Annotated in this window: 18 protein-coding genes; 8 read left to right on the plus strand and 10 right to left on the minus strand. The window is 63.6% G+C overall.

Annotated elements, in window-relative coordinates:
- Nucleotides 1-13: 13 nt before the first annotated feature.
- From PPGU16_RS20830 to PPGU16_RS20855, 6 genes are all read right to left on the minus strand, one after another.
- Nucleotides 14-1,168 (minus strand): enoyl-CoA hydratase/isomerase family protein, encoded by a 1,155-nt coding sequence (locus PPGU16_RS20830; protein WP_180724656.1) that lies wholly within the window; start codon nucleotides 1,166-1,168, stop codon nucleotides 14-16.
- Nucleotides 1,165-1,962 carry an enoyl-CoA hydratase gene (locus PPGU16_RS20835; RefSeq protein ID WP_180724657.1) on the minus strand — a complete coding sequence of 266 codons (798 nt, stop codon included), beginning with the start codon at nucleotides 1,960-1,962 and terminating at the stop codon, nucleotides 1,165-1,167. The genes PPGU16_RS20830 and PPGU16_RS20835 overlap by 4 nt, the downstream gene beginning before the upstream one ends.
- The gene (mmsB, locus tag PPGU16_RS20840; RefSeq protein ID WP_180724658.1) at nucleotides 1,962-2,855 is read right to left on the minus strand and encodes a 3-hydroxyisobutyrate dehydrogenase; all 894 of its coding nucleotides are present in this window, start codon (nucleotides 2,853-2,855) and stop codon (nucleotides 1,962-1,964) included. The genes PPGU16_RS20835 and mmsB overlap by 1 nt, the downstream gene beginning before the upstream one ends.
- Nucleotides 2,856-3,617: 762 nt before the next feature.
- On the minus strand, nucleotides 3,618-5,147 hold the full coding sequence (locus PPGU16_RS20845; protein WP_180724659.1) for a CoA-acylating methylmalonate-semialdehyde dehydrogenase: 1,530 nt from the start codon (nucleotides 5,145-5,147) through the stop codon (nucleotides 3,618-3,620).
- A gap of 54 nt (nucleotides 5,148-5,201) precedes the next feature.
- Nucleotides 5,202-6,908 carry an AMP-binding protein gene (locus PPGU16_RS20850; protein WP_180724660.1) on the minus strand — a complete coding sequence of 569 codons (1,707 nt, stop codon included), beginning with the start codon at nucleotides 6,906-6,908 and terminating at the stop codon, nucleotides 5,202-5,204.
- Nucleotides 6,909-6,976: 68 nt separating this feature from the next.
- Nucleotides 6,977-8,110 (minus strand): acyl-CoA dehydrogenase, encoded by a 1,134-nt coding sequence (locus PPGU16_RS20855; RefSeq protein WP_180724661.1) that lies wholly within the window; start codon nucleotides 8,108-8,110, stop codon nucleotides 6,977-6,979.
- Nucleotides 8,111-8,375: 265 nt separating this feature from the next.
- Between PPGU16_RS20855 and PPGU16_RS20860 the strand changes: the two genes are divergently transcribed.
- From PPGU16_RS20860 to PPGU16_RS20880, 5 genes are all read left to right on the plus strand, one after another.
- Nucleotides 8,376-9,452 carry an AraC family transcriptional regulator gene (locus PPGU16_RS20860; RefSeq protein WP_180724662.1) on the plus strand — a complete coding sequence of 359 codons (1,077 nt, stop codon included), beginning with the start codon at nucleotides 8,376-8,378 and terminating at the stop codon, nucleotides 9,450-9,452.
- 85 nt (nucleotides 9,453-9,537) lie between these two features.
- On the plus strand, nucleotides 9,538-11,193 hold the full coding sequence (locus tag PPGU16_RS20865) for an NfeD family protein (RefSeq protein ID WP_180725161.1): 1,656 nt from the start codon (nucleotides 9,538-9,540) through the stop codon (nucleotides 11,191-11,193).
- Complete coding sequence (locus PPGU16_RS20870) at nucleotides 11,190-11,969, plus strand: slipin family protein (RefSeq protein ID WP_180724663.1); 780 nt, start codon at nucleotides 11,190-11,192, stop codon at nucleotides 11,967-11,969. The genes PPGU16_RS20865 and PPGU16_RS20870 overlap by 4 nt, the downstream gene beginning before the upstream one ends.
- Before the next feature lie 188 nt (nucleotides 11,970-12,157).
- Nucleotides 12,158-12,406 carry a DUF4148 domain-containing protein gene (locus tag PPGU16_RS20875; protein ID WP_180724664.1) on the plus strand — a complete coding sequence of 83 codons (249 nt, stop codon included), beginning with the start codon at nucleotides 12,158-12,160 and terminating at the stop codon, nucleotides 12,404-12,406.
- 466 nt (nucleotides 12,407-12,872) lie between these two features.
- Complete coding sequence (locus PPGU16_RS20880) at nucleotides 12,873-14,174, plus strand: NCS2 family permease (RefSeq protein WP_180724665.1); 1,302 nt, start codon at nucleotides 12,873-12,875, stop codon at nucleotides 14,172-14,174.
- Between the two features lie 890 nt (nucleotides 14,175-15,064).
- Here PPGU16_RS20880 and PPGU16_RS20885 read toward each other — a convergent pair.
- Together PPGU16_RS20885 and PPGU16_RS20890 are read right to left on the minus strand one after the other, a co-directional pair.
- Complete coding sequence (locus PPGU16_RS20885; protein ID WP_180724666.1) at nucleotides 15,065-15,355, minus strand: DUF1488 family protein; 291 nt, start codon at nucleotides 15,353-15,355, stop codon at nucleotides 15,065-15,067.
- A gap of 308 nt (nucleotides 15,356-15,663) precedes the next feature.
- A complete protein-coding gene (locus PPGU16_RS20890; RefSeq protein WP_243460649.1) occupies nucleotides 15,664-16,020 on the minus strand; it encodes a DUF2964 domain-containing protein in 357 nt (118 codons plus the stop codon).
- 216 nt (nucleotides 16,021-16,236) lie between these two features.
- Here PPGU16_RS20890 and PPGU16_RS20895 point away from each other — a divergent pair, with 216 nt between their 5' ends.
- From PPGU16_RS20895 to PPGU16_RS20905, 3 genes are all read left to right on the plus strand, one after another.
- Nucleotides 16,237-18,183, plus strand: coding sequence for a sigma-54-dependent Fis family transcriptional regulator (locus PPGU16_RS20895; protein WP_180724667.1), 1,947 nt, complete (start codon nucleotides 16,237-16,239; stop codon nucleotides 18,181-18,183).
- 97 nt (nucleotides 18,184-18,280) lie between these two features.
- Nucleotides 18,281-19,417, plus strand: a complete 1,137-nt coding sequence (locus tag PPGU16_RS20900) for a VIT1/CCC1 transporter family protein (protein WP_180724668.1) — start codon at nucleotides 18,281-18,283, stop codon at nucleotides 19,415-19,417.
- Between the two features lie 5 nt (nucleotides 19,418-19,422).
- Nucleotides 19,423-19,797, plus strand: a complete 375-nt coding sequence (locus PPGU16_RS20905) for a 2Fe-2S iron-sulfur cluster-binding protein (RefSeq protein ID WP_180724669.1) — start codon at nucleotides 19,423-19,425, stop codon at nucleotides 19,795-19,797.
- 9 nt (nucleotides 19,798-19,806) lie between these two features.
- On the opposite strand, the gene PPGU16_RS20910 is transcribed toward PPGU16_RS20905, so the two are convergent.
- Together PPGU16_RS20910 and PPGU16_RS20915 are read right to left on the minus strand one after the other, a co-directional pair.
- Entirely contained in the window at nucleotides 19,807-20,004 is a 198-nt protein-coding gene (locus PPGU16_RS20910; protein WP_180724670.1) for a DUF1653 domain-containing protein, read from the minus strand.
- 63 nt (nucleotides 20,005-20,067) lie between these two features.
- Nucleotides 20,068-20,712, minus strand: coding sequence for a helix-turn-helix transcriptional regulator (locus PPGU16_RS20915; protein WP_180724671.1), 645 nt, complete (start codon nucleotides 20,710-20,712; stop codon nucleotides 20,068-20,070).
- Nucleotides 20,713-20,761 lie beyond the last annotated feature (49 nt).

Genomic DNA, 20,761 nt, shown 5'->3' on the forward strand with positions numbered 1-20,761 from the left:
GCGCGGCGCGCGTTCATGCGAGCGCTTGCTCGACGCCGAGGTCAGCCAGAGGATGCGCCTGCGCGCGCCATGGCGACGACAGGAAATGCCGCACGCGCTCGGGCCGCACTTCAGCCAGCGTCGCGGGTGCCCAGCGCGGCTTGCGGTCCTTGTCGACCAGATGCGCGCGCACGCCTTCGCTGAAATCGCCCTCTTCGATCGCGCGCGTGACGATGCCCAGTTCCATCCGGAAACATTCGGCGAGCGTCATCTGACGGCCGCGCAACAACGCGTCGCGCGTGACGTACAGCATGGTCGGCGAATGCGAGGTCAACGCTTCGTACGTTGCTTGCAGCCACTGACGGACCTCACGCGCGTGCTCGCGCTCCAGATCCTGACGCAGTGTCGCGACAATCCGTTCGACGCTCGAGCGCCGGTCGAAGTGACGCAAGATCAGCTGCGTGAATGCGCCGAGCCCCGCGTGCGGGACGATATTGCACGGCGGCTCGAAGACGGTGCGCAAGGCGCGCAGCAGTTCGTCGTTGGCGACGTCGGCAGTGGTAATGCGCAACAGACGCTCTTCGAACGTATCGAGCCATTCGGACGGCACGCATAGATCCGCCAACTGGAAGCGCAAGGCTTCCGCGCCAGACAGCGTCACGCCCGTCAGCCCCACATACAGTTCGATCTCCGCGGGCATCACGCTCAGAAAACGCGTCGCGCCGACGTCGGGCAGAAAGCCGATGCGCGTCTCCGGCATCGCGATCTTCGTACGCTCGGTGACGATGCGCAGCCGCGCCGCCTGGCCGAGCCCCATGCCGCCGCCCATCGTGATGCCGTCGAGCAGCGCGACAACGGGCTTCGGAAAGGTATGCAGCGCGTAGTCGAGCCGGTATTCGTCGATGAAGAACTGCTGCCAGCTTTTTTCGTTGCGCTGCCGCATGCCGAACAGCGCGCGCACATCGCCGCCCGCGCAGAAACCTTTCGCGCCCGCGCCGCGCAGGACGACAGCGACGATCTCGCTATCGGTGCGGCAGCGCTCGATCAGCACGGCCAGTTCGCGCACCATCTCGTGCGACAACGCGTTCAGCGCGGCCGGACGGTTCAGCGTGACGATGGCGACGCGATTGACGACGCGAAACAGCACGTCGGCTTCGTGCACGCTTTGCTCCTTGAGAACTGCGCTCATCGCTGCGACTCCTTCGATTGCGCGCCCTGCCACTTCGGCGGGCGCTTTTCGAGGAACGCGTTGACGCCCTCGCGCTGATCGGCGCCGTCGAACAGATCGACGAAGCGCTCGCGCTCCACGGCCAGTGCCGCCTTGCGCGGTACGCCGTTGCGCGCCTGCTGGATCAGTTCCTTGCTGAACGTGACGGCCTGCGGACTCAGGCCCGCGACGCGCGCCGCCATCTGCAGCGCGAAGTCGCGCGCCGCGCCTTTCTCGACCACTTCCTCGACGAGCCCGATGCGCAGCGCCGTTGCCGCATCGACGCGCTCGCCCGTCAGCACGATGCGCTTCGCCCAGCCTTCGCCGACGAGCCACGGCAGCGTCTGCGTGCCGCAGCCGCACGGCAGCAGCCCGACGGCCGTTTCCGGCAAGGCCATCACCGCGTGCTGCTCGGCAATGCGGATATCGCACGCGAGCGCGCATTCGAGCCCGCCGCCCATCGCATAGCCGTTGATTGCCGCAATCACGACGGGCCGCGCGTTTTGCAGCGTCTCGAACGCCGCGCCGAAGCGCGATGCCGCTTGTCGCGCGATTTCCTTGTTGCCGTCGGCGAAGGTGTTGAGATCGGCGCCAGCGCTGAAGAATTTCGGGCCGTCGCCCGTGATCACGATGGCACGCACTTGCGCGTCGCCGTTCAGTCGTTCGATGGTGTGTTGCAGCTGCAATAGCCCTTCCGGCGTGAATGCGTTCGCGGGCGGGCGCTTCAGCGTCAGCACGGCGACGCTGCCGTCATGCGCGTAGTCGAGTTCGATCATCACGCGTCTCCATCCTTGCGATACAGCTTGATCACGGCTGAAAAGTCGAGCTTGCCGGCACCGTTCGCGCTCATCGTCTGATAGAGCTGTTGCGCGAGTGCGCCGAGGTAGACGGGTTGGCGGGCGAGTTTTGCTGCGTCCGTGGCGAGGCCCAGGTCCTTGAGCATGAGATCGGTGCCGAAGCCGCCGGTGTAGCCGCGCGTCGACGGCGCGGTGTCGATGACGCCGGGGAACGGGTTATAGGTGTCCGAGCTCCAGCAACGGCCCGTCGATGTGTTGATGATCTTGCCCAGTACCTGGGGGTCGATGCCGAGCTTTTCGCCGAGTGCCATGGCCTCGGAGACGCCTGCCATCGTGATGCCTAGCACCAGGTTGTTGCAGATCTTGGCGACCTGGCCGGTCGAGGTTTCGCCGCAATGGACTATGTTTTTGCCCATTGCCGAGAGGACCGGTTTTATCTGTTCATATAGGTGTGTGGTGCTGCCGACCATGAAGGTCAGTGTGCCGGCTGTTGCGCCGCCAGTGCCGCCTGAGACGGGTGCGTCGACGAAGGTGTTGCCGTTTTGTGTTGCCAGTTCGGCGAAGGCTTTTACGCTGGCTGGGTCGATCGTGCTCGAGTCGATGATCGGGGTGTGCTTCGCGATGCCCGCGAGGATGCCTTCTTCGCCGGTTAGCACTGTTTTTACATGGGCTGAAGCCGGGAGCATCGTGATGACGTATTCGACGTCCGTCGATGCTTCTTTGGGAGTTTTTGCCGGTCTTGCGCCTGCTTGTTTCAGTGTTTCTACTGCTTGCGCGTTCAGGTCGAAGACGTTCAATGCGTGGCCCGCTTTCAGCAGGTTCAGCGCCATCGGCGCACCCATGTTGCCTAGTCCTATGAAGCCGATTTTCATGTTTGCTCCTTTTGGTTTTTTGTCTGCGACGCTGTTCGGTATGCTGGTTTGGTTTGCTGGCATCCGCGTGATGCCTGCGTGCTTCAAGCGTCGCCCCTGTGCGGGGCGGCACCTACTTTTCTTTGCCGCCGCAAAGAAAAGTAGGCAAAAGAAAGCGGCTCACACCGCCAATCCTTGTGCCTGCCTGAGGGCCCCCAACGGGTCTTACACTTCACACGGCAACGCCCTGGTTCGCGTTCGTTGCCAACGTTCTCTCAGTACGCCTCACCCACTTCACGCGCCCGCACTACAGCACGCCGTGCCAGATAGTCCACGGCCGCCCAGGTGGCAAACTGTGTGTAGGCCGGAGGGCCTCACACATCTCACTTCGGACCGATAGCACGCGCATACCGCCATGTAAGAGCGCCACGCTATACGACGTGACAACCTACACACAGTTTGCCACCTGGGCGGCACTTACCATTCGTTGCCGCTGGCCCAGGTACGGGTATTCGGAGCGGGTGAGGCATTCATTTGAAGCGTTAGCAACGAGAACCGGCCAGGGCACTGCCGTGTGAAGCGTAAGAACCTTTGGGGGCCCTCAGGCAAACACAAGAACTGGCGGTGTGAGCCGCTTTCTTTTGCCTACTTTTCTTTGCGGCGGCAAAGAAAAGTAGGTGCCGCCCCGCACAGGGGCAACGCTTGAAGCACGTAGGCAAAACGCGGATGCCACCGCAAAGCCAAAGCAAAACCACCCCAGCGTCGCAGACAAACAAAAAACCCCTACCGAAGGCTAATAGTCGTATTCACACCATCACTAACAGTCGCATCATCAAACCACCGAGCAGTAACAGTCTTGGTCTGCGTATAAAACTGCACAACCTGCTTGCCATAAGGCCCAAGATCCCCAAGCTTGGACCCCCGAGAACCTGTAAAACTAAAAAACGGCACCGGCACGGGAATAGGAATGTTGATCCCCACCTGCCCAACATCGATCTCACTCTGAAACTTGCGAGCCGCCGCACCGCTCTGCGTGAAAAGTCCGACACCATTCCCCATCGGATTGCTATTCACCAGCGCAATGGCATCGTCCAGCGTCGGGACAGTCATCACACACAACACAGGACCAAAAATCTCCGTCTTATAGACATCCATCTCAACGGCAACATCACTAAAAACCGTCGGACCGATAAAATTGCCAGCCTCGTAGCCAGGTACACCAACGCCACGTCCGTCGAGTGCAAGCGTCGCCCCCTCCTTAACACCCGCCTCGATGAGGCTCAAAATCCGCTCTTTCGCGGCACGCGAAACCACCGGCCCGATATCCGTGCCAGCCTCATGCCCGGCATTCACCTTCAAGGTCTTCGCCTTCGCAACAAGCTCGGGCAACCATTCCTTCGACGATCCCACCAGCACCACAACGGAAGTCGCCATACACCGCTGCCCCGCCGCGCCAAAGCCGGCACCCACCAGCGCATTCAGCGTCTGCTCGCGGTTCGCATCCGGCAACACGACAGCATGATTCTTCGCGCCCATCATCGATTGCACACGCTTGCCGTGCTGGCTACCCAGGTTGTACACATGCGTCCCGACCGCCGTCGATCCAACAAACGAAATCGCCTTCACCAGTTCATGCGTGCACAATCCATCGACAACTTCCTTGCCGCCATGCACCACGTTCAGCACGCCCTTCGGCACGCCCGCTTCGATGGCCAGCTCGACCAGTTGCATCGTCGATAACGGGTCCTGCTCCGACGGCTTGAGGACGAATGTGTTGCCGCATACGATCGCCATCGGGAACATCCACAGCGGAATCATCGCGGGGAAGTTGAACGGTGTGATGCCCGCGCATACGCCGATCGGTTGACGCAGTGTATAGGTGTCGACGCTGCCCGCCACGTTCTCCGCGAACTCGCCCAGCTGCAACGTGCCGATCGAACACGCATGCTCGACCACTTCGAGGCCCCGGAAAATGTCGCCCTCGGCGTCGGGCAAAGTCTTGCCCTGCTCGGCCGTCAAGGTCTTCGCAATGCGCGGCATGTGCTCGCGAACCAGCGCCTGGTACTTCAACATGATGCGCATGCGCGCGCCAATCGGTGTGTTCTTCCACGTCGCAAACGCGGCGTGCGCCGAGCGGATCGCCGCGTCCACTTCCGCTTTCGTCGCGAACGGCACGCGCGCCAGCACTTCCTGCGTCGCCGGATTCACAATGTCGCGCCAGTCGGTCGCGTTCGACTCGACAAATTCGCCGTTGATCAACAGCTTGACTGTGTCGACCTTGCGGTCAGCCAGAGTCGAAGGAATTGCGCTCATTCTGCATGTCTCCTGAAGTAGATATCGGTGGCTCGCTTGCCGCTCAGTTGCCGCTCAGTTTCCGTTTCCGTTGCGAAGCTCGGGGAAATCCTCTTCCCAGTATTCGTCCTGTAGGCGCGCAGGCTCTGCCGTGCGCTCCAGTTCGCGCCGCCTCAGCTCGACGCGGCGAATCTTGCCGGAAATCGTCTTCGGTAACTCGCTGAATTGCAGGCGGCGAATGCGCTTGTATGGCGCGAGCTTCTCGCGCGAAAAGCGGAACACGTCGCGCGCGAGTTCGGGGCCCGCTTCGAATCCATACCGCACGGTCACGAAGGCCTTCGGCACCGACAGTCGCAGCGGATCGTTGCTCGGCACCACGGCCGCTTCGGCAATCGCTTCATGTTCGATCAGCACGCTCTCGAGTTCGAATGGACTCAGCCGGTAATCGGACGACTTGAACACGTCATCCGAGCGGCCGACGTACACGAGATAACCATCGTCACGCCGCATCGCGACATCCGACGTGTGGTAGTAGCCGTTGCGCATCGCGTATTCGGTGGCCTTCGCGTTGTTCGCGTAGCCCGTCATCAGGCCCAGCGGACGCGAATCAAGCGGCAGCGCGATTTCGCCCTCCGTCACGGGATGATCGTCGGCATCGACGAGTTCGACGCGGTAGCCCGGCAACGGACGTCCCATCGATCCCGGCACGACAGGCTGCCCAGGCGGGTTGCCGATCTGGCACGTGGTTTCCGTCTGCCCATAACCGTCGCGGATCACGATGTTCCACGCATGCCGCACGCGCTCGATGATCTCCGGGTTCAACGGCTCGCCCGCGCCGACGATCTCGCGCAGTTTCACGGGATACGACGCGAGCGGCTCCTGCACGAGCATGCGCCACACGGTGGGCGGCGCGCACAGCGTCGTGACGTTGTAGCGCACCAGCACGTCGAGCGTTTCTTTCGGGACGAAGCGCGCGAAGTTGTAGACGAACACGCATCCCTGCGCATTCCACGGCGCGAAGAAGCAGCTCCACGCATGCTTCGCCCAGCCGGGTGAGCTGATGTTCCAGTGGATGTCGCCAGGTTGCAGACCGATCCAGTACATCGTCGACAGATGGCCGACGGGGTAGCTCTCGTGCGTATGCTCGACCAGTTTCGGCTTCGACGTCGTGCCCGACGTGAAGTAAAGCAGCATGGGATCGCTGGCGCGTGTGGCGCCCTCAGGCACGAAGGTCGGCGACGATTCATACGCGGCTGCGATATCCGTCCAGCCTTCGCGCGGGGCGCCAACCGAGATGCGCTTCAACGGTGTATCGAGCGCGTCGAACTTGCCCGTCTCCGCGCTATCGACCACCACGAAATTCGCGCCGCCGATCTGCACGCGGTCGCGCACATCGTCGGGCGACAGTTGCGTCGTGGCGGGCAGCACGATCGCGCCGAGTTTCATCGCCGCGAGCATCACGTCCCACAGTTCAACGCGGTTCGGCAGCATCAGCAGCAGCCGGTCGCCGCGCCCTACGCCCAGCCCGCGCAGAAAATTCGCCATCCGCGACGAGCGCTCCGACATCTGCGCATACGAGAGCTTCAGCCCTTCTAGCGCCGGATCATCGACGATCCACAGCGCCGGGTTGTCGTTCCCTCTCGCGACAACGTCGAAATAATCGAGCGCCCAGTTGAACTCCGCGAGTTCCGGCCATCTGAACTCGCTGTACGCGCGCTCATAGTCGGTGCGATGGCGCAACAACAGGTCGCGCGCGTCGAAAAAGCTCTGGGCTGCCGTCATCGTCGTCTCCATTGTTGGCGCGTTTGCGCCCGGCGCGGAACGCGCTCTATTGGCGGATTATTCTGCGCTCAAACGTGCCGCGCGATAACCATTCTTTGTACTTCGCTGGTGCCTTCGTAGATCTGCGTAATGCGTGCATCGCGATAATGCCGCTCGACGGCGTAGTCCTCCAGATACCCATAACCGCCGTGAATCTGAATCGCCTTCGAGCAGATCTCTTCGGCCACCTCCGACGCATACAGCTTCGCCTGCGACGCCTCCGACAGGCAAGGCTTGCCCGCGCTGCGCAGGCGCGCCGCGTGATGCACGAGCAGCCGCGCGGCGTTCAGGCGCGTCGCCATGTCGGCGAGCATATTGGCGATGGTCTGATGCTCCTTGAGTGCCTTGCCGAACTGGACGCGCTCGTTCGCATACAGACGGGCTGCATCGAAAGCCGCACGCGCGATGCCGATCGCCTGCGCCGCGATGCCGATGCGCCCGCCCTCGAGGTTCGACAGCGCGATGCGCAAGCCCTCGCCCGGCGCACCGAGCAGATTCGCTTCGGGCACGGCGCAATCGTCGAGCGAAATCGGGCAGGTATCGGAAGCCCGAATGCCGAGCTTGCTTTCCGGTCGCCCGACATTGAAGCCCGGCGTATCCGTCGGCACGATGAAGGCCGAGATGCCGCGTTTGCCCGCATCGGGATCGGTGACGGCGAACACGATCGCGATGCTGGCGCGCGCGCCGTTCGTCACGAACTGCTTGCTGCCGTTGATGATCCACTCGCCGTCGCGCAGCACGGCGCGCGTGCGGATGTTGTTCGCCTCGCTGCCCGCATGCGGCTCGGTCAGGCAGAACGCGCCGATGCGCTTGCCCATCGCAAGATCGGCGAGATAACGGTCCTTTTGAGCGTCAGTGCCGAAGTTGAGGATCGGCCCGCAGCCGACTGAGTTGTGCACGCTCATCAGCGTCGCGCAGGCGGCGCAGCCAGCCGCGATCTCTTCGAGGGCGAGCGCATAAGCGATGTAGTCGGTGTACGAGCCGCCCCACTCGGGCGGCACGATCATGCCGAGAAAGCCCAACTCGCCCATCTGCCCGACGACTTCGGCAGGCAACTGACCTTCGCGGTCCCATTGCGCCGCGTTCGGCGCAAGGCGTTCGACCGAGAAGTCGCGTGCCGCGTCGCGGATCATCCGCTGCTCGTCGGTGTAGAACTCGTCCATGTGTCTCGCTCCGTTTGTCCTCTGCACGCCTGCTGCACTGCACATGCGGCGCGTCTGCTGGAACCCAGTGTAGGCGGCGCGAAAGCGGGATTCGATGCCGCGTCCGATCAATTTGCATGAGCGCATTTGCCATAACTGGATTTCGCGTCCGGCGCCAATGCGGCAGAATGGCGGTTCCAGCAGGCGCTCCCGGCAAATTATGTGAGCGCATTTGCCAGAATTCATGAAACGCCCACTTCCGGGCTACTCGAGAAACCACGACCGGATGAAAAGCGAAAGAGGCACGATCTCCGTGAGTCTCGTCGAAGAGACGCTGGCGCTCGCCCGCGCGCGCGGCGTCGACGTGACGCCGATCATCGAGGCGGCAGGCATCGCGCCGCAGGTGCTCGCGAGCCCGAAGAGCCGCGTGACACCAGCGCAGTACGGCGCGCTGTGGGCCAACATCGCAAGAACGCTCGACGACGAATTCTTCGGTCAGGATGCCCACGCAATGAAGAGCGGCAGCTTCATCGCGATGACGCAGATGGCGCTGACGGCTCGCAACGGCGGCCAGGCGCTGACACGCGCCGTCAACTTCATGCGCCTCGTACTCGACGACATGCGCGCGCAGATCGTCATGCGCGACGACTGCGTGCGGCTCGTATTCACGCATCGCGACGGCGCGCCCCAGCCGGCCATGTTTGCTTATGCAACGTACTTCATCCTCGTCTATGGACTCGTATGCTGGCTGGTCGGGCGGCGCATCCCGCTGATCGAGGCGCGCTTCCAATGCGCCGAGCCGCCCGCCGCGCACGAGTACCGGCTGATGTTCTGCGACGACCTTTCGTTCGAACAGAGCGAGTCGTATGTCGATCTCGCGCCGGATTTTCTGGAACTGCCCGTCGTGCAGACCACGAAATCCGTCAAGCCCTTCCTGCGCGACGCGCCTGCAAGCTTCATCATCAAGTACCGCAATCCCGGCTCGCTCGCGGCGCGGGTGCGCAAGACGCTGCGCGCGCTGCCGATGTCCGCCTGGCCCGGCTCCGACGAGATGGCGCAGCGCCTGCACGTCGCCGAGGCGACGATGCGGCGTCATCTGAAGCAGGAAGGCTATACGTACCAGTCGATCAAGGACGACTTGCGGCGCGACATCGCGATTTCGCAGTTGCAGCGCGGCGGCCAGTCGGTCGCCGACATCGCGGCGGCGCTCGGCTTCGCGGAGCCAAGCGCGTTTCATCGGGCGTTTCGCAAATGGACGGGGATGCGGCCGGCAGATTACCGGGCGGTGAACGCGCACATGGCGGGCGCGCCCACGGCGAACACGGGTATCTCCCGCCGGGCGGAACGCGCGGAATCCGACTAAGCTTAAGACAGGCCAGCTCTTTTCAGGCCTGGCGCGCCGCCATGCGAACGTGATCCGTCGCAGCGCGGCGCGCCGGCCGTCGACGATGGGAACGTACCGGCTTCTCCCGATCCGGCAAGCGGGTTCGCGACGCACGCTGCGCCGCGCGCGTGGCGCTTTCATGGCCGCCGCTGCCCGTGCCGCATCGGCTCGCGCTCCGCGCGCCGTCTGCGGCGCGGCGGGAAGGCTGTTGCAGCGTGCGTTGCTGCTCGCACTGGCGTTCTGCGCTGTGGCCGGGTTCGTCCCTTCCGCCTACGCCGCGCAATCCAGGGTGGCGCCAGGCAGCGTCGTGGTGATTCCCGTCGCAGGCGCCATCGGCCCCGCCACCGCCGATTTCATCGTGCGCGGCCTCGCCCGCGCCGCCGACGATCACGCCCAGCTCGCCATCCTGCAACTCGACACGCCGGGCGGGCTGGACACGTCGATGCGGCAAATCATCAAGGCGATTCTGGCGTCGCCCATCCCCGTCGCGACGTATATCGCGCCAGGCGGCGCGCGCGCGGCGAGCGCGGGCACCTATATCACGTATGCAAGCCACATCGCGGCAATGGCGCCGGGCACCAATCTGGGCGCGGCGTCGCCCGTGCAACTGGGCATCGGCGGGCAGGATGCGCCGAAACCCGGCCAGCCGCCCGCATTGCCGGGCGCGACGCCTGCGTCCGGACCGGCCCAGAAGGACAACGCTGCATCCGGCGCGCTCCCGCTCGACAGTCAATCGACGGAGTTGCGCAAGCAGCTTCACGACGCGCAGGCGTATATCCGCGGTCTCGCGCAACTGCGCGGTCGCAACGTCGACTGGGCCGAGCGCGCGGTGCGCGAAGCCGTGAGCCTGTCGGCACGCGACGCGCTCGAACAGAAGGTCGTCGACCTGATTGCGCGCGATATTCCCGACCTGCTGCGGCAACTCGACGGCCGCACCTACGATACGGCCGCGGGCGCGAAGCATCTGACGACGGCACACGCGCCCGTCGTCACGCTCGAAGCGGACTGGCGCAGCCACTTCCTCGCCGTCATCACCGATCCGAACGTGGCCTTGATCTTGCTGATGATCGGCATGTATGGCCTGTTCTTCGAGTTCGCGAATCCCGGCTTCGTGCTGCCCGGCGTGGCGGGCGCGATCAGCCTGCTGCTGGGTTTGTTCGCGCTGCAATTGCTGCCCGTCAATTACGTGGGTCTCGGTCTGATCTTCCTCGGCCTCGCGTTTCTGATTGCCGAAGCCTTTCTGCCGACCTTCGGCACGCTGGGCTTCGGCGGCATCGTTGCGTTCGCGATCGGCGCGCTGATGCTGATCGATACCGATGTGCCCGGCTACGGCGTTCCGCTGCCGATGATCGCCGCCGTCATCGTGTTCAGCGTGCTGTTCATCTTCGGCGTGTCGGGCATGGTGCTGCGCTCGCGGCGGCGGCCCGTGGTGACGGGCGCCGAGGCGATGATCGGCAGCGTCGGCGTGGTGCTGGACGACGGCCTCGTCGCGGATACCCCGCAAGCCCGCGCCGATGGTCCGCAGGACAGCCCGCTCGACAGCCTGTTGCACGGCGAGCCTGACCGCATCGGCTGGGCGCGCGTGCATGGCGAGCGCTGGCGGGTGCGCAGCACGGCGCCGCTCGCGGCGGGCCACGCCGTACGCGTGACTGGGCGGCGCGGCCTGATGCTGACCGTGGTTCCCGCAAGCAATTCATCACAAGAGGGAGAACACACATGATCGGTTTCACTTTCGGCTTCGGCAGCATCCTGATTGTTCTGGCGATCGTGCTGGTCGCGTCGTCGGTGCGCGTGTTTCGCGAGTACGAGCGCGGCGTGGTGTTCATGCTCGGCCGCTTCTGGAAAGTCAAGGGGCCGGGTCTCGTGCTGATCATTCCCATCGTGCAGCAGGCGGTGCGGATGGATCTGCGCACCGTCGTGTTCGACGTGCCGCCGCAGGACGTGATCACGCGCGACAACGTGTCCGTCAAGGTCAATGCCGTCGTGTACTTTCGCGTCGTCGATCCGGAGCGCGCGGTGATTCAGGTCGCGCGCTACTTCGAAGCGACCAGCCAGCTGTCGCAGACCACGCTGCGCGCGGTGCTCGGCAAGCATGAACTCGACGAACTGCTGTCCGAGCGCGAGCAGCTCAATACCGATATCCAGCGCGTGCTCGATGCGCAAACGGATGCGTGGGGCATCAAGGTATCGAATGTGGAAATCAAGCATGTCGACATCAACGAGACGATGATCCGCGCGATTGCGCGTCAGGCCGAAGCCGAGCGCGAGCGCCGCGCCAAGATCATTCATGCCGAGGGCGAGTTGCAGGCGTCCGAGAAATTGCTGCAGGCGGCACAGATGCTCGCGCAACAACCGCAGGCAATGACGTTGCGGTATTTGCAGACACTGACAACCATTGCCGCCGACAAGAATTCGACCATCGTGTTTCCGTTACCCGTCGATCTGTTGACGGCCGTGATCGACCGGATGACCAAGCCTTCTCAGCATATGGGCTAGGCCGCGCCTGTCCGTGCGAATCTCGCTCAAACGTTCGAACACGAACGCGCCTGAAGCATGCATGAACCACGCCTCCAGCGCGGCGATAGATGCAAACTGAGCAACGGTTCATTTCAGTTCCGAACCTTACTCATTGCAAATACAGAACCTAGAATAAAAGGGTCATCCTAACTTTTCAGGCCCTTGCCATGAAGCTGATTCCTCGTATGGTTCTGGGCGCGCTTATCGGCGTCGCAGCCGTATCGTCCGCATTTGCGCAGACGCGCGTCTATGATCAGAACACCCCCAAGACCCGCGCCGAAGTGAAGGCGGATCTCGTCGAATGGCGCAAGGCGGGCTACGATCCGCTCGACTGGATCAACTACCCGGCCAACGCCATCGCCGCCGGCCGCGTCGTCGCGCAACGCCGCGCGCAGGCCCAAGGCACGCAACAGTAATACCGATGGATGCGAGACGCGCTCATTCAACGCGCGCCTCGCATTGCATTGCCCGTTGAGACGTTCAACACGGCTTTGCGCGCGGTGTTCGTCATGACATTGCGCAAGGCCGCTTTCGCCGCGCTTCCTTCCTTTCCGCTCCCCTCGCAATCCAACCTGATGCGCCGCGTCAGGTATCATCACGCCCCTCGCCAGCAAAACGCACCCGGGCGCCGCCCGTTGCCGCGGCGCGCTCGCGCGCACGTCCAGACTGTTGCATGGGCTCCACGCGCACGCGGCAAATGCGGTATTTACTGACCAATCGTGATTAAATCCGCCCGTGGCGTCATGATGGTCGATGCAGCGGCGAGCCCGCGTGCGTCGCCATGCGGGACGGGGCGTCACCGCGTGGCAGATTGAGCGCGGCAGAGACGGCAACACGACAAGCAGTGACCAACGACATTTCAAACGACGAGAGACTCGGCTCATGGACTCCGTAAAACGGTATTTCGGCTTTGACGAAGCGGGCACGACCCTGCGCGTGGAAGTGCTGGCAGGTGTGACCACCTTCCTCACGATGGCCTACATCATCTTCGTCAATCCGGCGATTCTCGGCGATGCCGGCATGCCGAAAGACTCGGTGTTCGTCGCGACCTGCCTGGTCGCAGCGCTCGCGTCGCTCATCATGGGCTTCTATGCGAACTACCCGATTGCCTGCGCGCCGGGCATGGGCCTGAATGCGTACTTCGCGTACACGGTCGTCAAGGGGATGGGCTTCACATGGCAGGCCGCGCTCGGCGCGGTGTTCATCTCCGGCTGCCTGTTCCTGATCGTGACGCTGTTCCGCGTGCGCGAGGTGATCGTCAACGGCATTCCGCATTCGATACGCGTCGCGATCACCGGCGGCATCGGTCTCTTTCTCGCGATCATCTCGTTGAAGACGGCGGGCATCGTGACGGGCAATCCGGCGACGCTCGTCACGCTCGGCAACCTGCACGACCCGCACGTGGTGCTGGCCATCATTGGCTTCTTCGCGATCGTCACGCTGGACGTTCTGCGCGTGCGCGGGGCGATACTGATCGGTATCGTCGGCGTGACGATCTTGAGCTTCTTCTTTGGCGGCAACCAGTTTCACGGCATCGTGTCGGTGCCGCCGTCGATCTCGCCGACGCTGTTCCAGCTCGACGTGAAGGCTGCGTTGTCGACGGGCGTGCTGAATGTGATTCTGGTGTTCTTCCTCGTCGAACTGTTCGATGCGACGGGCACGCTGATGGGTGTCGCGAATCGCGCGGGGTTGCTGGTGCATGGCAAGATGCATCGTTTGAACCGCGCACTGCTGGCGGATAGTACGGCGATCCTTGCAGGGTCGGTGCTGGGTACGTCGTCGACGACGGCTTATATCGAGAGCGCTTCGGGTGTGCAGGCGGGTGGACGCACGGGTGTCACCGCGATTACGGTTGCTGTGCTGTTCTTGCTGGCGCTGTTCTTTGCGCCGCTGGCGGGGGTCGTGCCGGGTTATGCCACGGCGCCGGCTTTGCTGTATGTGTCGTGTCTCATGCTGCGGGAGATGGCTGATCTGCCATGGGATGATGCGACTGAAGTCGTGCCTGCGGCGCTGACTGCTCTGATGATGCCTTTCACCTATTCCATTGCTAATGGGGTGGCGTTTGGGTTTATTTCTTATGCTGGGCTGAAGTTGCTGACTGGGCGTGCGCGGCAGGTGAAGCTCGTTGTGTGGGTTATTGCTGCTGTGTTTTTGTTCCGGTTTTTTTATCTTGGATCGGAGTGAGTTTTTTTGTCTGCGACGCTGGGGGAGACTTGCGCGGCTTCCGCGGTTTGCGGTTTGTACTTCACGCGTCGTTGTTTGATGTTCTGGCCTTTGCGCTGGCATCCGCGGCTTGACTTCTTGCTTTAGGCGTTGGTGTTCGGTGTGTTTGCCTTTGCGCTGGCATCCGCGTGATGTTATTGGTTCGCAAGCGTTGCCCCTGTGCGGGGCGGCACCTACTTTTCTTTGCCGCCGCAAAGAAAAGTAGGCAAAAGAAAGCGGCTCACACCGCCAGCCCATCTTCTTATCCACGGGCCCCCAACGTCCCCATCCTTCACTCGGCAGCATTTCTGTTGGCGTGCGTTGCCCACGCTTCGAATGACCGCCTCACCCACTTCGAACACCCGTGCCTGGGCCAGCGGCAGCGAATGGTATGTGCCGCCCAGGTGGCAAACTGTGTGTAGGTTGTCGCGCCGGATAGCCTGGCGCTCTTACAGCTTGGGGCGCATGCGCTATCGGTCCGAAGTGAGGCGGGTGGAGTACTTCGGCCTACACACAGTTTGCCACCTGGGCGGCGGTGGAATGTCTGGTGGGGAGTGATGTAACTCGGGTGCGTGAAGCGGGTGAGGCGCGCGACAAGAGCGCTGGCAACGAGCGTGGGTCACGTGGTTGCCGTGTGAAGCGTAAGAACCTGTGGGGGCCCTCAGGCAAACACTGGAACTGGCGGTGTGAGCCGCTTTCTTTTGCCTACTTTTCTTTGCGGCGGCAAAGAAAAGTAGGTGCCGCCCCGCACAGGGGCAACGCGTGAAGCACGCTAACAAACCGCGGATGCCAGCGAAAAGGCAAACTGCGGATACGCGCGCAAAGCCCAGAACAACCAAAACCAAACCAAAGCACCGCGCCGCCAAGGCGCCCTAATTCCGCCAATTAGCCTCATAAAACCGCACATACCCGCTACGCAAAACAACGCACTGAGCCCGCGTCTCAGACAGCAGACGCCTTGTAGCGGCCTCAATCCTTTCGCGATGCGTCGAAAACGCACCCATCATGTCTTCCAGGCGCGGAGACGCCGCCCCAAAGTGATCCTCCAGAGCCTCGGCGGTGATCATGCATTCCACCCTTTGCCCATCGACCATAGCCGGAAACGCCAGAGTCAGCTCGCGCCCCGAGTACTCAGGGACTTCTTTCGGGAAATTGATCTGCATGGGAACACCTTGGTCGAACGACACCGCCGAGGACCGCGCGTGCCCCTGTTCAAGCCTCCGTTATGGATCGCAGCGCGGGCTGTCAACCGCGAACACGCGCCGCTATCGCGCGCGCCCACAGTTGATTTCAACACTGTAGACGACTTCCGGCGCGCCGCAAGTTTTGTTTCGCCACACGCCAGCATGGTGCCGCCATGCACTGCGAAACGGCACCAAACCCGGACAAAAAGGCGTCACCAACCCCGAACCATCGCCCGCGCAACAGCCCCTCAAAATGCGGCAGCGCAGCGAAACGACGCGCCCAAAACCTAAAACTGGGTCGGCAGATGCGGATGATGTTCGTGCGGGCCGATATCGTCGGCGGGATGCTCGGGTGGCGTCTTGTCAGGAAGGTCCCGCGGCCACAGCGTCAGCATCGTCACGCACCCCACGATGCCGATCACAATCGCGATCACGCCCGTCCAGATCTCGTTGTCCAGGTAGTTCAGCGAACCGTGGATCGACAGTCCAATGCCGCCCAGTGCGATGAAGATCGCAAGCGTGGCGAGGACGACTCTCAATTCCATGCTCACCATGACGTTCTCCTCGAAATGGCGCTGTCCGGGACTCGTGAACATCGTCCCAGCGTCGGCACGCGGCGCGAACGCATGCCTGTCTACGATCATTGCACTTCTGTGCCAGAAGGCAAGCGGAACACGCGCCGCGCGTCCTCCTGTAAGATGGACCGGCATGAGCCGGCACAGACCGGTGGCCTTCCCGGCTGGCGCAGCCCGACTGCGCAGCTTTCATCAGGCAAGCGGTGCTGCACTGCAAGAGCGACATGCTCGCTCCCTTTCTCTGCGGAAAGCAGCACGCAGAATGCACAACATCGGAGACATGCAGTGACCCAACGTTCCGTCACGCCGTCCGTCACGGGCCGCGCCGATGTGCTCGCGCAGGCGCATGCGCGCTCGCGCCAGTTCGGCCTGCGCGCGTCCGAGGCGCCCGACTTCCATCCGCTGCGGCCGCTCGCGCTGCGCGATCTCGTCGACTGCAACCGCTCCCTGTACGCGCACGCCTTGCCCGTGATGGAAACACTGCATGCGCAGATCGTCGATACCGACAGCATGGTGCTGCTCACCGACAGCAACGGCGTGATCCTGCACAGTCTCGGCGATAGCGATTTCGTCGAGAAAGCCGAACGCGTCGCGCTGTGTCCGGGCGTGTCGTGGTCCGAAGCGCATCGCGGCACGAATGCCGTCGGCACCGCGCTCGCCGAAGGCCAGCCGACCGTCGTGCACGGCGGCGAACATTTTCTGCAGGCCAATCGCATCCTGACCTGCTCGTGCGCGCCGATCGCCGATCCCTATGGCCGCACCATCGGCGCGCTCGACGTGAGCGGCGACCCGCGCGGCTTTCACAAGCACACGCTGGCGCTCGTGCGCATGTCGGCGCAGATCATCGAAAACCAGCTGTTCGCGAACCAGTTCGGCGATGCCGTGCGGGTGCGCTTTCATGCGCGCAGCGAGTTCATCGGCACGCTGTTCGAAGGGCTCGCCGCATTCGGCGCGGACGGCGCGCTGCTCGCCGCGAACCGCAGCGCGCTGTTCCAGTTCGGCCGCCCACTCGACACGCTGTTCGGCCAACCCTTCGAAATGCTGTTCGGCACGGCATTTCCGGCCGCGCTCCAGCAGGCGTTGCGCACACCAGGCGAATGTCTGACGCTGATGCTGCCAAGCGGCGTGCGCGTGCTCGCACGCGCGGAATACGCCGCGCGCCCCGCGTTTTCCGCCGATTCGAGCGGCCCACGCACCGCGACGCCGTCAGCTGTCGCGCCGGCCACGGCCAGGCCGCGCACCGCCGCCATCACCTTCGCCACGCTCGACACGGGCGACGCGCGGATGGCGGCCGTCCTCGATCGCGTCGAGAAGGTGCGAGGCCGCGACATTGCGCTGCTCGTGCTCGGCAAGACGGGCACCGGCAAGGAATGGCTCGCACGCGCCATGCACGAAGAATCACCGCGCCGCGACGCGCCGTTCGTCGCCGTCAATTGCGCCTCGCTGCCCGATACGCTGATCGAAGCGGAACTGTTCGGCTATGAGGACGGCGCCTTCACAGGCGCGAAAAAACGCGGCAACGTCGGCAAGATCGTGCAGGCCGACGGCGGCACGCTGTTTCTCGACGAAATCGGCGATATGCCGCTCGCGCAGCAGGTGCGTCTGATGCGCGTGCTGCAGGAACGCTGCGTCGTGCCGCTCGGCGGCACGCGCGCGGTGCCCGTCGACGTGCGGATCGTCTGCGCGACGCACCGCAACCTGCGCGCAATGATCGAAGAAGGCACGTTCCGCGAAGACCTGTATTACCGGATCAACGGCCTCGTCGTCACGCTGCCCGCGCTCGCCGAACGTACGGATCTGCCCGTGCTCGTCGAGCGGATTCTGTCGCGGCTGCGTAACGACGAGCCCGACAACGAACGCATGCCCACGCGCGTATCGGCGGACGTGCTCGAATTTTTCGCGCGCTGCCGCTGGCCGGGCAATCTGCGCCAGCTGGCAAACGTGCTGCGCACGGCGAGCATCATGGCCGAAGGCGCCGCCGAAATCGACGTCGAACATTTGCCCGACGATTTCCTGCACGACTGCGAGCCCGCACGCGACGAGCCGCTGCACGCGCTGTCAGCCGTCGAATCCTCCGCGCCGTCGCGGCCCGCGCGCATGGAAGAGTTGCAAGCGACGCTGATCGAGCAGACGCTCGCGCGCAACAACGGCAATATCTCGGCGGCAGCGCGTGAGCTTGGACTCGCGCGCAACACGGTCTACCGCTACATGCGCATCCGCACGACCCACTGAACGCCCATTCCGCTCTTCTGCCCGCAGCGCGCCGCCCCGCGCTGCGTTAAGCTTCGTCCTGACCCCACGAATATCGACTCTGGTCGCGCATCGACGGATGGCCTCCCGGCACGAACTCAAACGCTATCGCACGAACCTCGCCGACGAACTCGACAGCGCCGCGCTGTACGAAACGCTGTCGCGCGTCGAAAAAGATCCGCAGCGCCGCACGCTGTTCACGCAGCTCGCGAGCGCGGAGCGCGTGCACGCGAACCTCTGGGCCAACAAGCTGCACGCGAACGGCGCGCGCGTGCCGCCGCACCGCTACAGCCTCAAGACACATCTGATGCGCGGCCTGATTCATACGCTCGGGCCGAAGTTCGTGCTGCCGTCGCTGGCCGCCGCCGAATATGCAGACCGCGACAAGTACGCGAACCAGCCCGACGCCGCGCAGCTGTCGAAGGACGAGCAGCATCACGCCGCCCTGATGCAGCAGATCGTCGCCGATGTCAAAGGGCCGCAGACATCGCCCTCGAAAGGCGCGCAGATCGCAGCCGCCGAGTCGTGGCATCGCAACGTGACGTCGGGCAACGATCTGCGCGCGGCCGTGCTCGGCGCGAACGACGGTCTGGTGTCGAACTTCTGCCTGATCATGGGCGTCGCGGGTGCGGGCACAGGAAACAAGGCGATCCTGCTGACGGCGCTGGCCGGGCTGATTGCGGGCGCGTGCTCGATGGCGCTCGGCGAGTGGCTGTCGGTGACGAATGCGCGCGAACTGGCGCGCACCCAGATCGCGAAAGAAGCCGACGAAATCGAACACACGCCCGAAGCCGAACAGCATGAACTGGCGCTGATCTTCCAGTCGAAAGGCATCGATGCCGACGAGGCGAAGCGCGTCGCCGAACAGCTGATGCGTGACAAGCAGAAAGCCCTCGACACGCTGACGCGCGAAGAACTCGGTCTCGATCCTTCGGAACTGGGCGGCAATCCGTGGACGGCGGCGGGCGTGTCGTTCTGCCTGTTCTCGCTGGGCGCGATTTTTCCGGCGATGCCCTTTCTGTGGACGCACGGCACGGCGGCAATCGTGCAGTGCGTCGCGTTGAGCGCGTTCGGGCTGGCGGCCGTCGGCGTCTTCACGTCGCTCTTCAACGGACGCGGCGCCGCGTTCTCGGCCTCCCGTCAGATCGTGATCGGGTTGATCGCGGCCGCCTTCACGTTCGGCGTCGGGCGGATTCTGGGCGTATCCATTTCGTGAGCGCCATGTCCAGCGAAGAACCGTCCCGCAGCGTGCCGCTGCCTGAATCGAATGAAGAGCGAACCTTCACGGTGCGCGTCGAGCCGCTCGGCCGCACCTTCGACGCGCCCGAATCGCTCACCGTTCTCGAAGCCGCGGGTTTCGCGAACCTGCATCTGCCGCGCATGTGCCGCAACGGCACATGCCGGACCTGCCTGTGCAGGCTGGAATCGGGCAGCGTGCGCTACACGATCGAATGGCCGGGCGTCAGCGCCGAAGAAAAGGCACAGGGCTACATTCTGCCGTGCGTGGCCGTCGCGCAGAGCGATCTCGTGCTCGACGCGCCCGACGCCGCCGAGTTGCCACCTGCGCCGACTACGCCGCCCGTCAGGCGGTTCTAGCGCAAGGGGCTAGTTGATGGGAGCAAATCGCGGCACGGTCTGACCATCGTGCTCGATCATCTCGAAGAAGACCGACGACGGCCGCGTCCAGATGGTGCCGTTGTCGGCGCGATAGACGATCATCGTGACGCCCGGGTCCGATTCGAGCGTCGCCTCGCAGATGAATTCGTAAATGCCGCCTTTGTAGTGTCGATAGCGTACGGTCACAGTCGTTTCCTCACAGATGCATGATTGGACAAAAGCAGCGCGAGCGGCACGCAGCCGCACGCGTCAGCTTGCGCCCTCTTTCATCTGCTTCAGGTGCTTATAGACTGTTGCACGCCCCATGCCAAGTACGTTCGCGACATAGTTCGCCGAACTCTTGCCGCGAAACGCGCCTTCCGCGTAGAGCGCCTCGACCAGTTCGCGCCGATGCTCGCGCGTGAGTCCGTTCAGACCGATCTGCCGTTCGCGCAGCCAGCCGTGCAGGAACGTGTTGATGCGCTCCTGCCAGTCGTCGCGGAACAGCTCTTCCGGCTGCGCGACGACGCCCGCGCCCTTGATGAACAGATCGAGCGTCGAGCGCACGTCGTCGAACACGGCGATGTTGAAATTGATGCACAGCATGCCCGCCGGCTGGCCGTTGTCGTCGAACAGCACGTTGCTGACGCAGCGCATCCGGCGGCCGTCCCAGTTGAGCTTCTCGTACGGGCCGATCACGCGCTCCCGCGCCGAATGCTCAGTCTCTTCCAGCGCGGAATCATCGCCGATTTCCCGCTTCGACAGATTGTTCGCCAGATACAGCACGGTCTGATCATGCAGGTCGTGAATCACGACCTCTGCATAGGGGAAGAACAGTGCAGCGATGCCGTCCGCGATGGGCGCATAGCGGGTCAGCAGCAGATCCTTGACGGGGGAAGCATTCTTCTTGCGCATCGGCGGGCAGTGGCTGTGTTCGCGGGTGTGTTCGTGATGCCGCTGCGGT

It is taken from the genome of Paraburkholderia largidicola, from assembly GCF_013426895.1.
GTDB lineage: Bacteria > Pseudomonadota > Gammaproteobacteria > Burkholderiales > Burkholderiaceae > Paraburkholderia > Paraburkholderia largidicola.

What these genes read in the sequence shown, in the direction of transcription:
- PPGU16_RS20830 (WP_180724656.1), bottom strand. Translation starts at nt 1,168, where the DNA reads ATGAGCGCAGTTCTCAAGGAGCAAAGCGTGCACGAAGCCGACGTGCTG.
- PPGU16_RS20835 (WP_180724657.1), bottom strand. Translation starts at nt 1,962, where the DNA reads ATGATCGAACTCGACTACGCGCATGACGGCAGCGTCGCCGTGCTGACG.
- mmsB (WP_180724658.1), bottom strand. Translation starts at nt 2,855, where the DNA reads ATGAAAATCGGCTTCATAGGACTAGGCAACATGGGTGCGCCGATGGCG.
- PPGU16_RS20845 (WP_180724659.1), bottom strand. Translation starts at nt 5,147, where the DNA reads ATGAGCGCAATTCCTTCGACTCTGGCTGACCGCAAGGTCGACACAGTC.
- PPGU16_RS20850 (WP_180724660.1), bottom strand. Translation starts at nt 6,908, where the DNA reads ATGACGGCAGCCCAGAGCTTTTTCGACGCGCGCGACCTGTTGTTGCGC.
- PPGU16_RS20855 (WP_180724661.1), bottom strand. Translation starts at nt 8,110, where the DNA reads ATGGACGAGTTCTACACCGACGAGCAGCGGATGATCCGCGACGCGGCA.
- PPGU16_RS20860 (WP_180724662.1), top strand. Translation starts at nt 8,376, where the DNA reads ATGAAAAGCGAAAGAGGCACGATCTCCGTGAGTCTCGTCGAAGAGACG.
- PPGU16_RS20865 (WP_180725161.1), top strand. Translation starts at nt 9,538, where the DNA reads ATGGGAACGTACCGGCTTCTCCCGATCCGGCAAGCGGGTTCGCGACGC.
- PPGU16_RS20870 (WP_180724663.1), top strand. Translation starts at nt 11,190, where the DNA reads ATGATCGGTTTCACTTTCGGCTTCGGCAGCATCCTGATTGTTCTGGCG.
- PPGU16_RS20875 (WP_180724664.1), top strand. Translation starts at nt 12,158, where the DNA reads ATGAAGCTGATTCCTCGTATGGTTCTGGGCGCGCTTATCGGCGTCGCA.
- PPGU16_RS20880 (WP_180724665.1), top strand. Translation starts at nt 12,873, where the DNA reads ATGGACTCCGTAAAACGGTATTTCGGCTTTGACGAAGCGGGCACGACC.
- PPGU16_RS20885 (WP_180724666.1), bottom strand. Translation starts at nt 15,355, where the DNA reads ATGCAGATCAATTTCCCGAAAGAAGTCCCTGAGTACTCGGGGCGCGAG.
- PPGU16_RS20890 (WP_243460649.1), bottom strand. Translation starts at nt 16,020, where the DNA reads ATGATCGTAGACAGGCATGCGTTCGCGCCGCGTGCCGACGCTGGGACG.
- PPGU16_RS20900 (WP_180724668.1), top strand. Translation starts at nt 18,281, where the DNA reads ATGGCCTCCCGGCACGAACTCAAACGCTATCGCACGAACCTCGCCGAC.
- PPGU16_RS20905 (WP_180724669.1), top strand. Translation starts at nt 19,423, where the DNA reads ATGTCCAGCGAAGAACCGTCCCGCAGCGTGCCGCTGCCTGAATCGAAT.
- PPGU16_RS20915 (WP_180724671.1), bottom strand. Translation starts at nt 20,712, where the DNA reads ATGCGCAAGAAGAATGCTTCCCCCGTCAAGGATCTGCTGCTGACCCGC.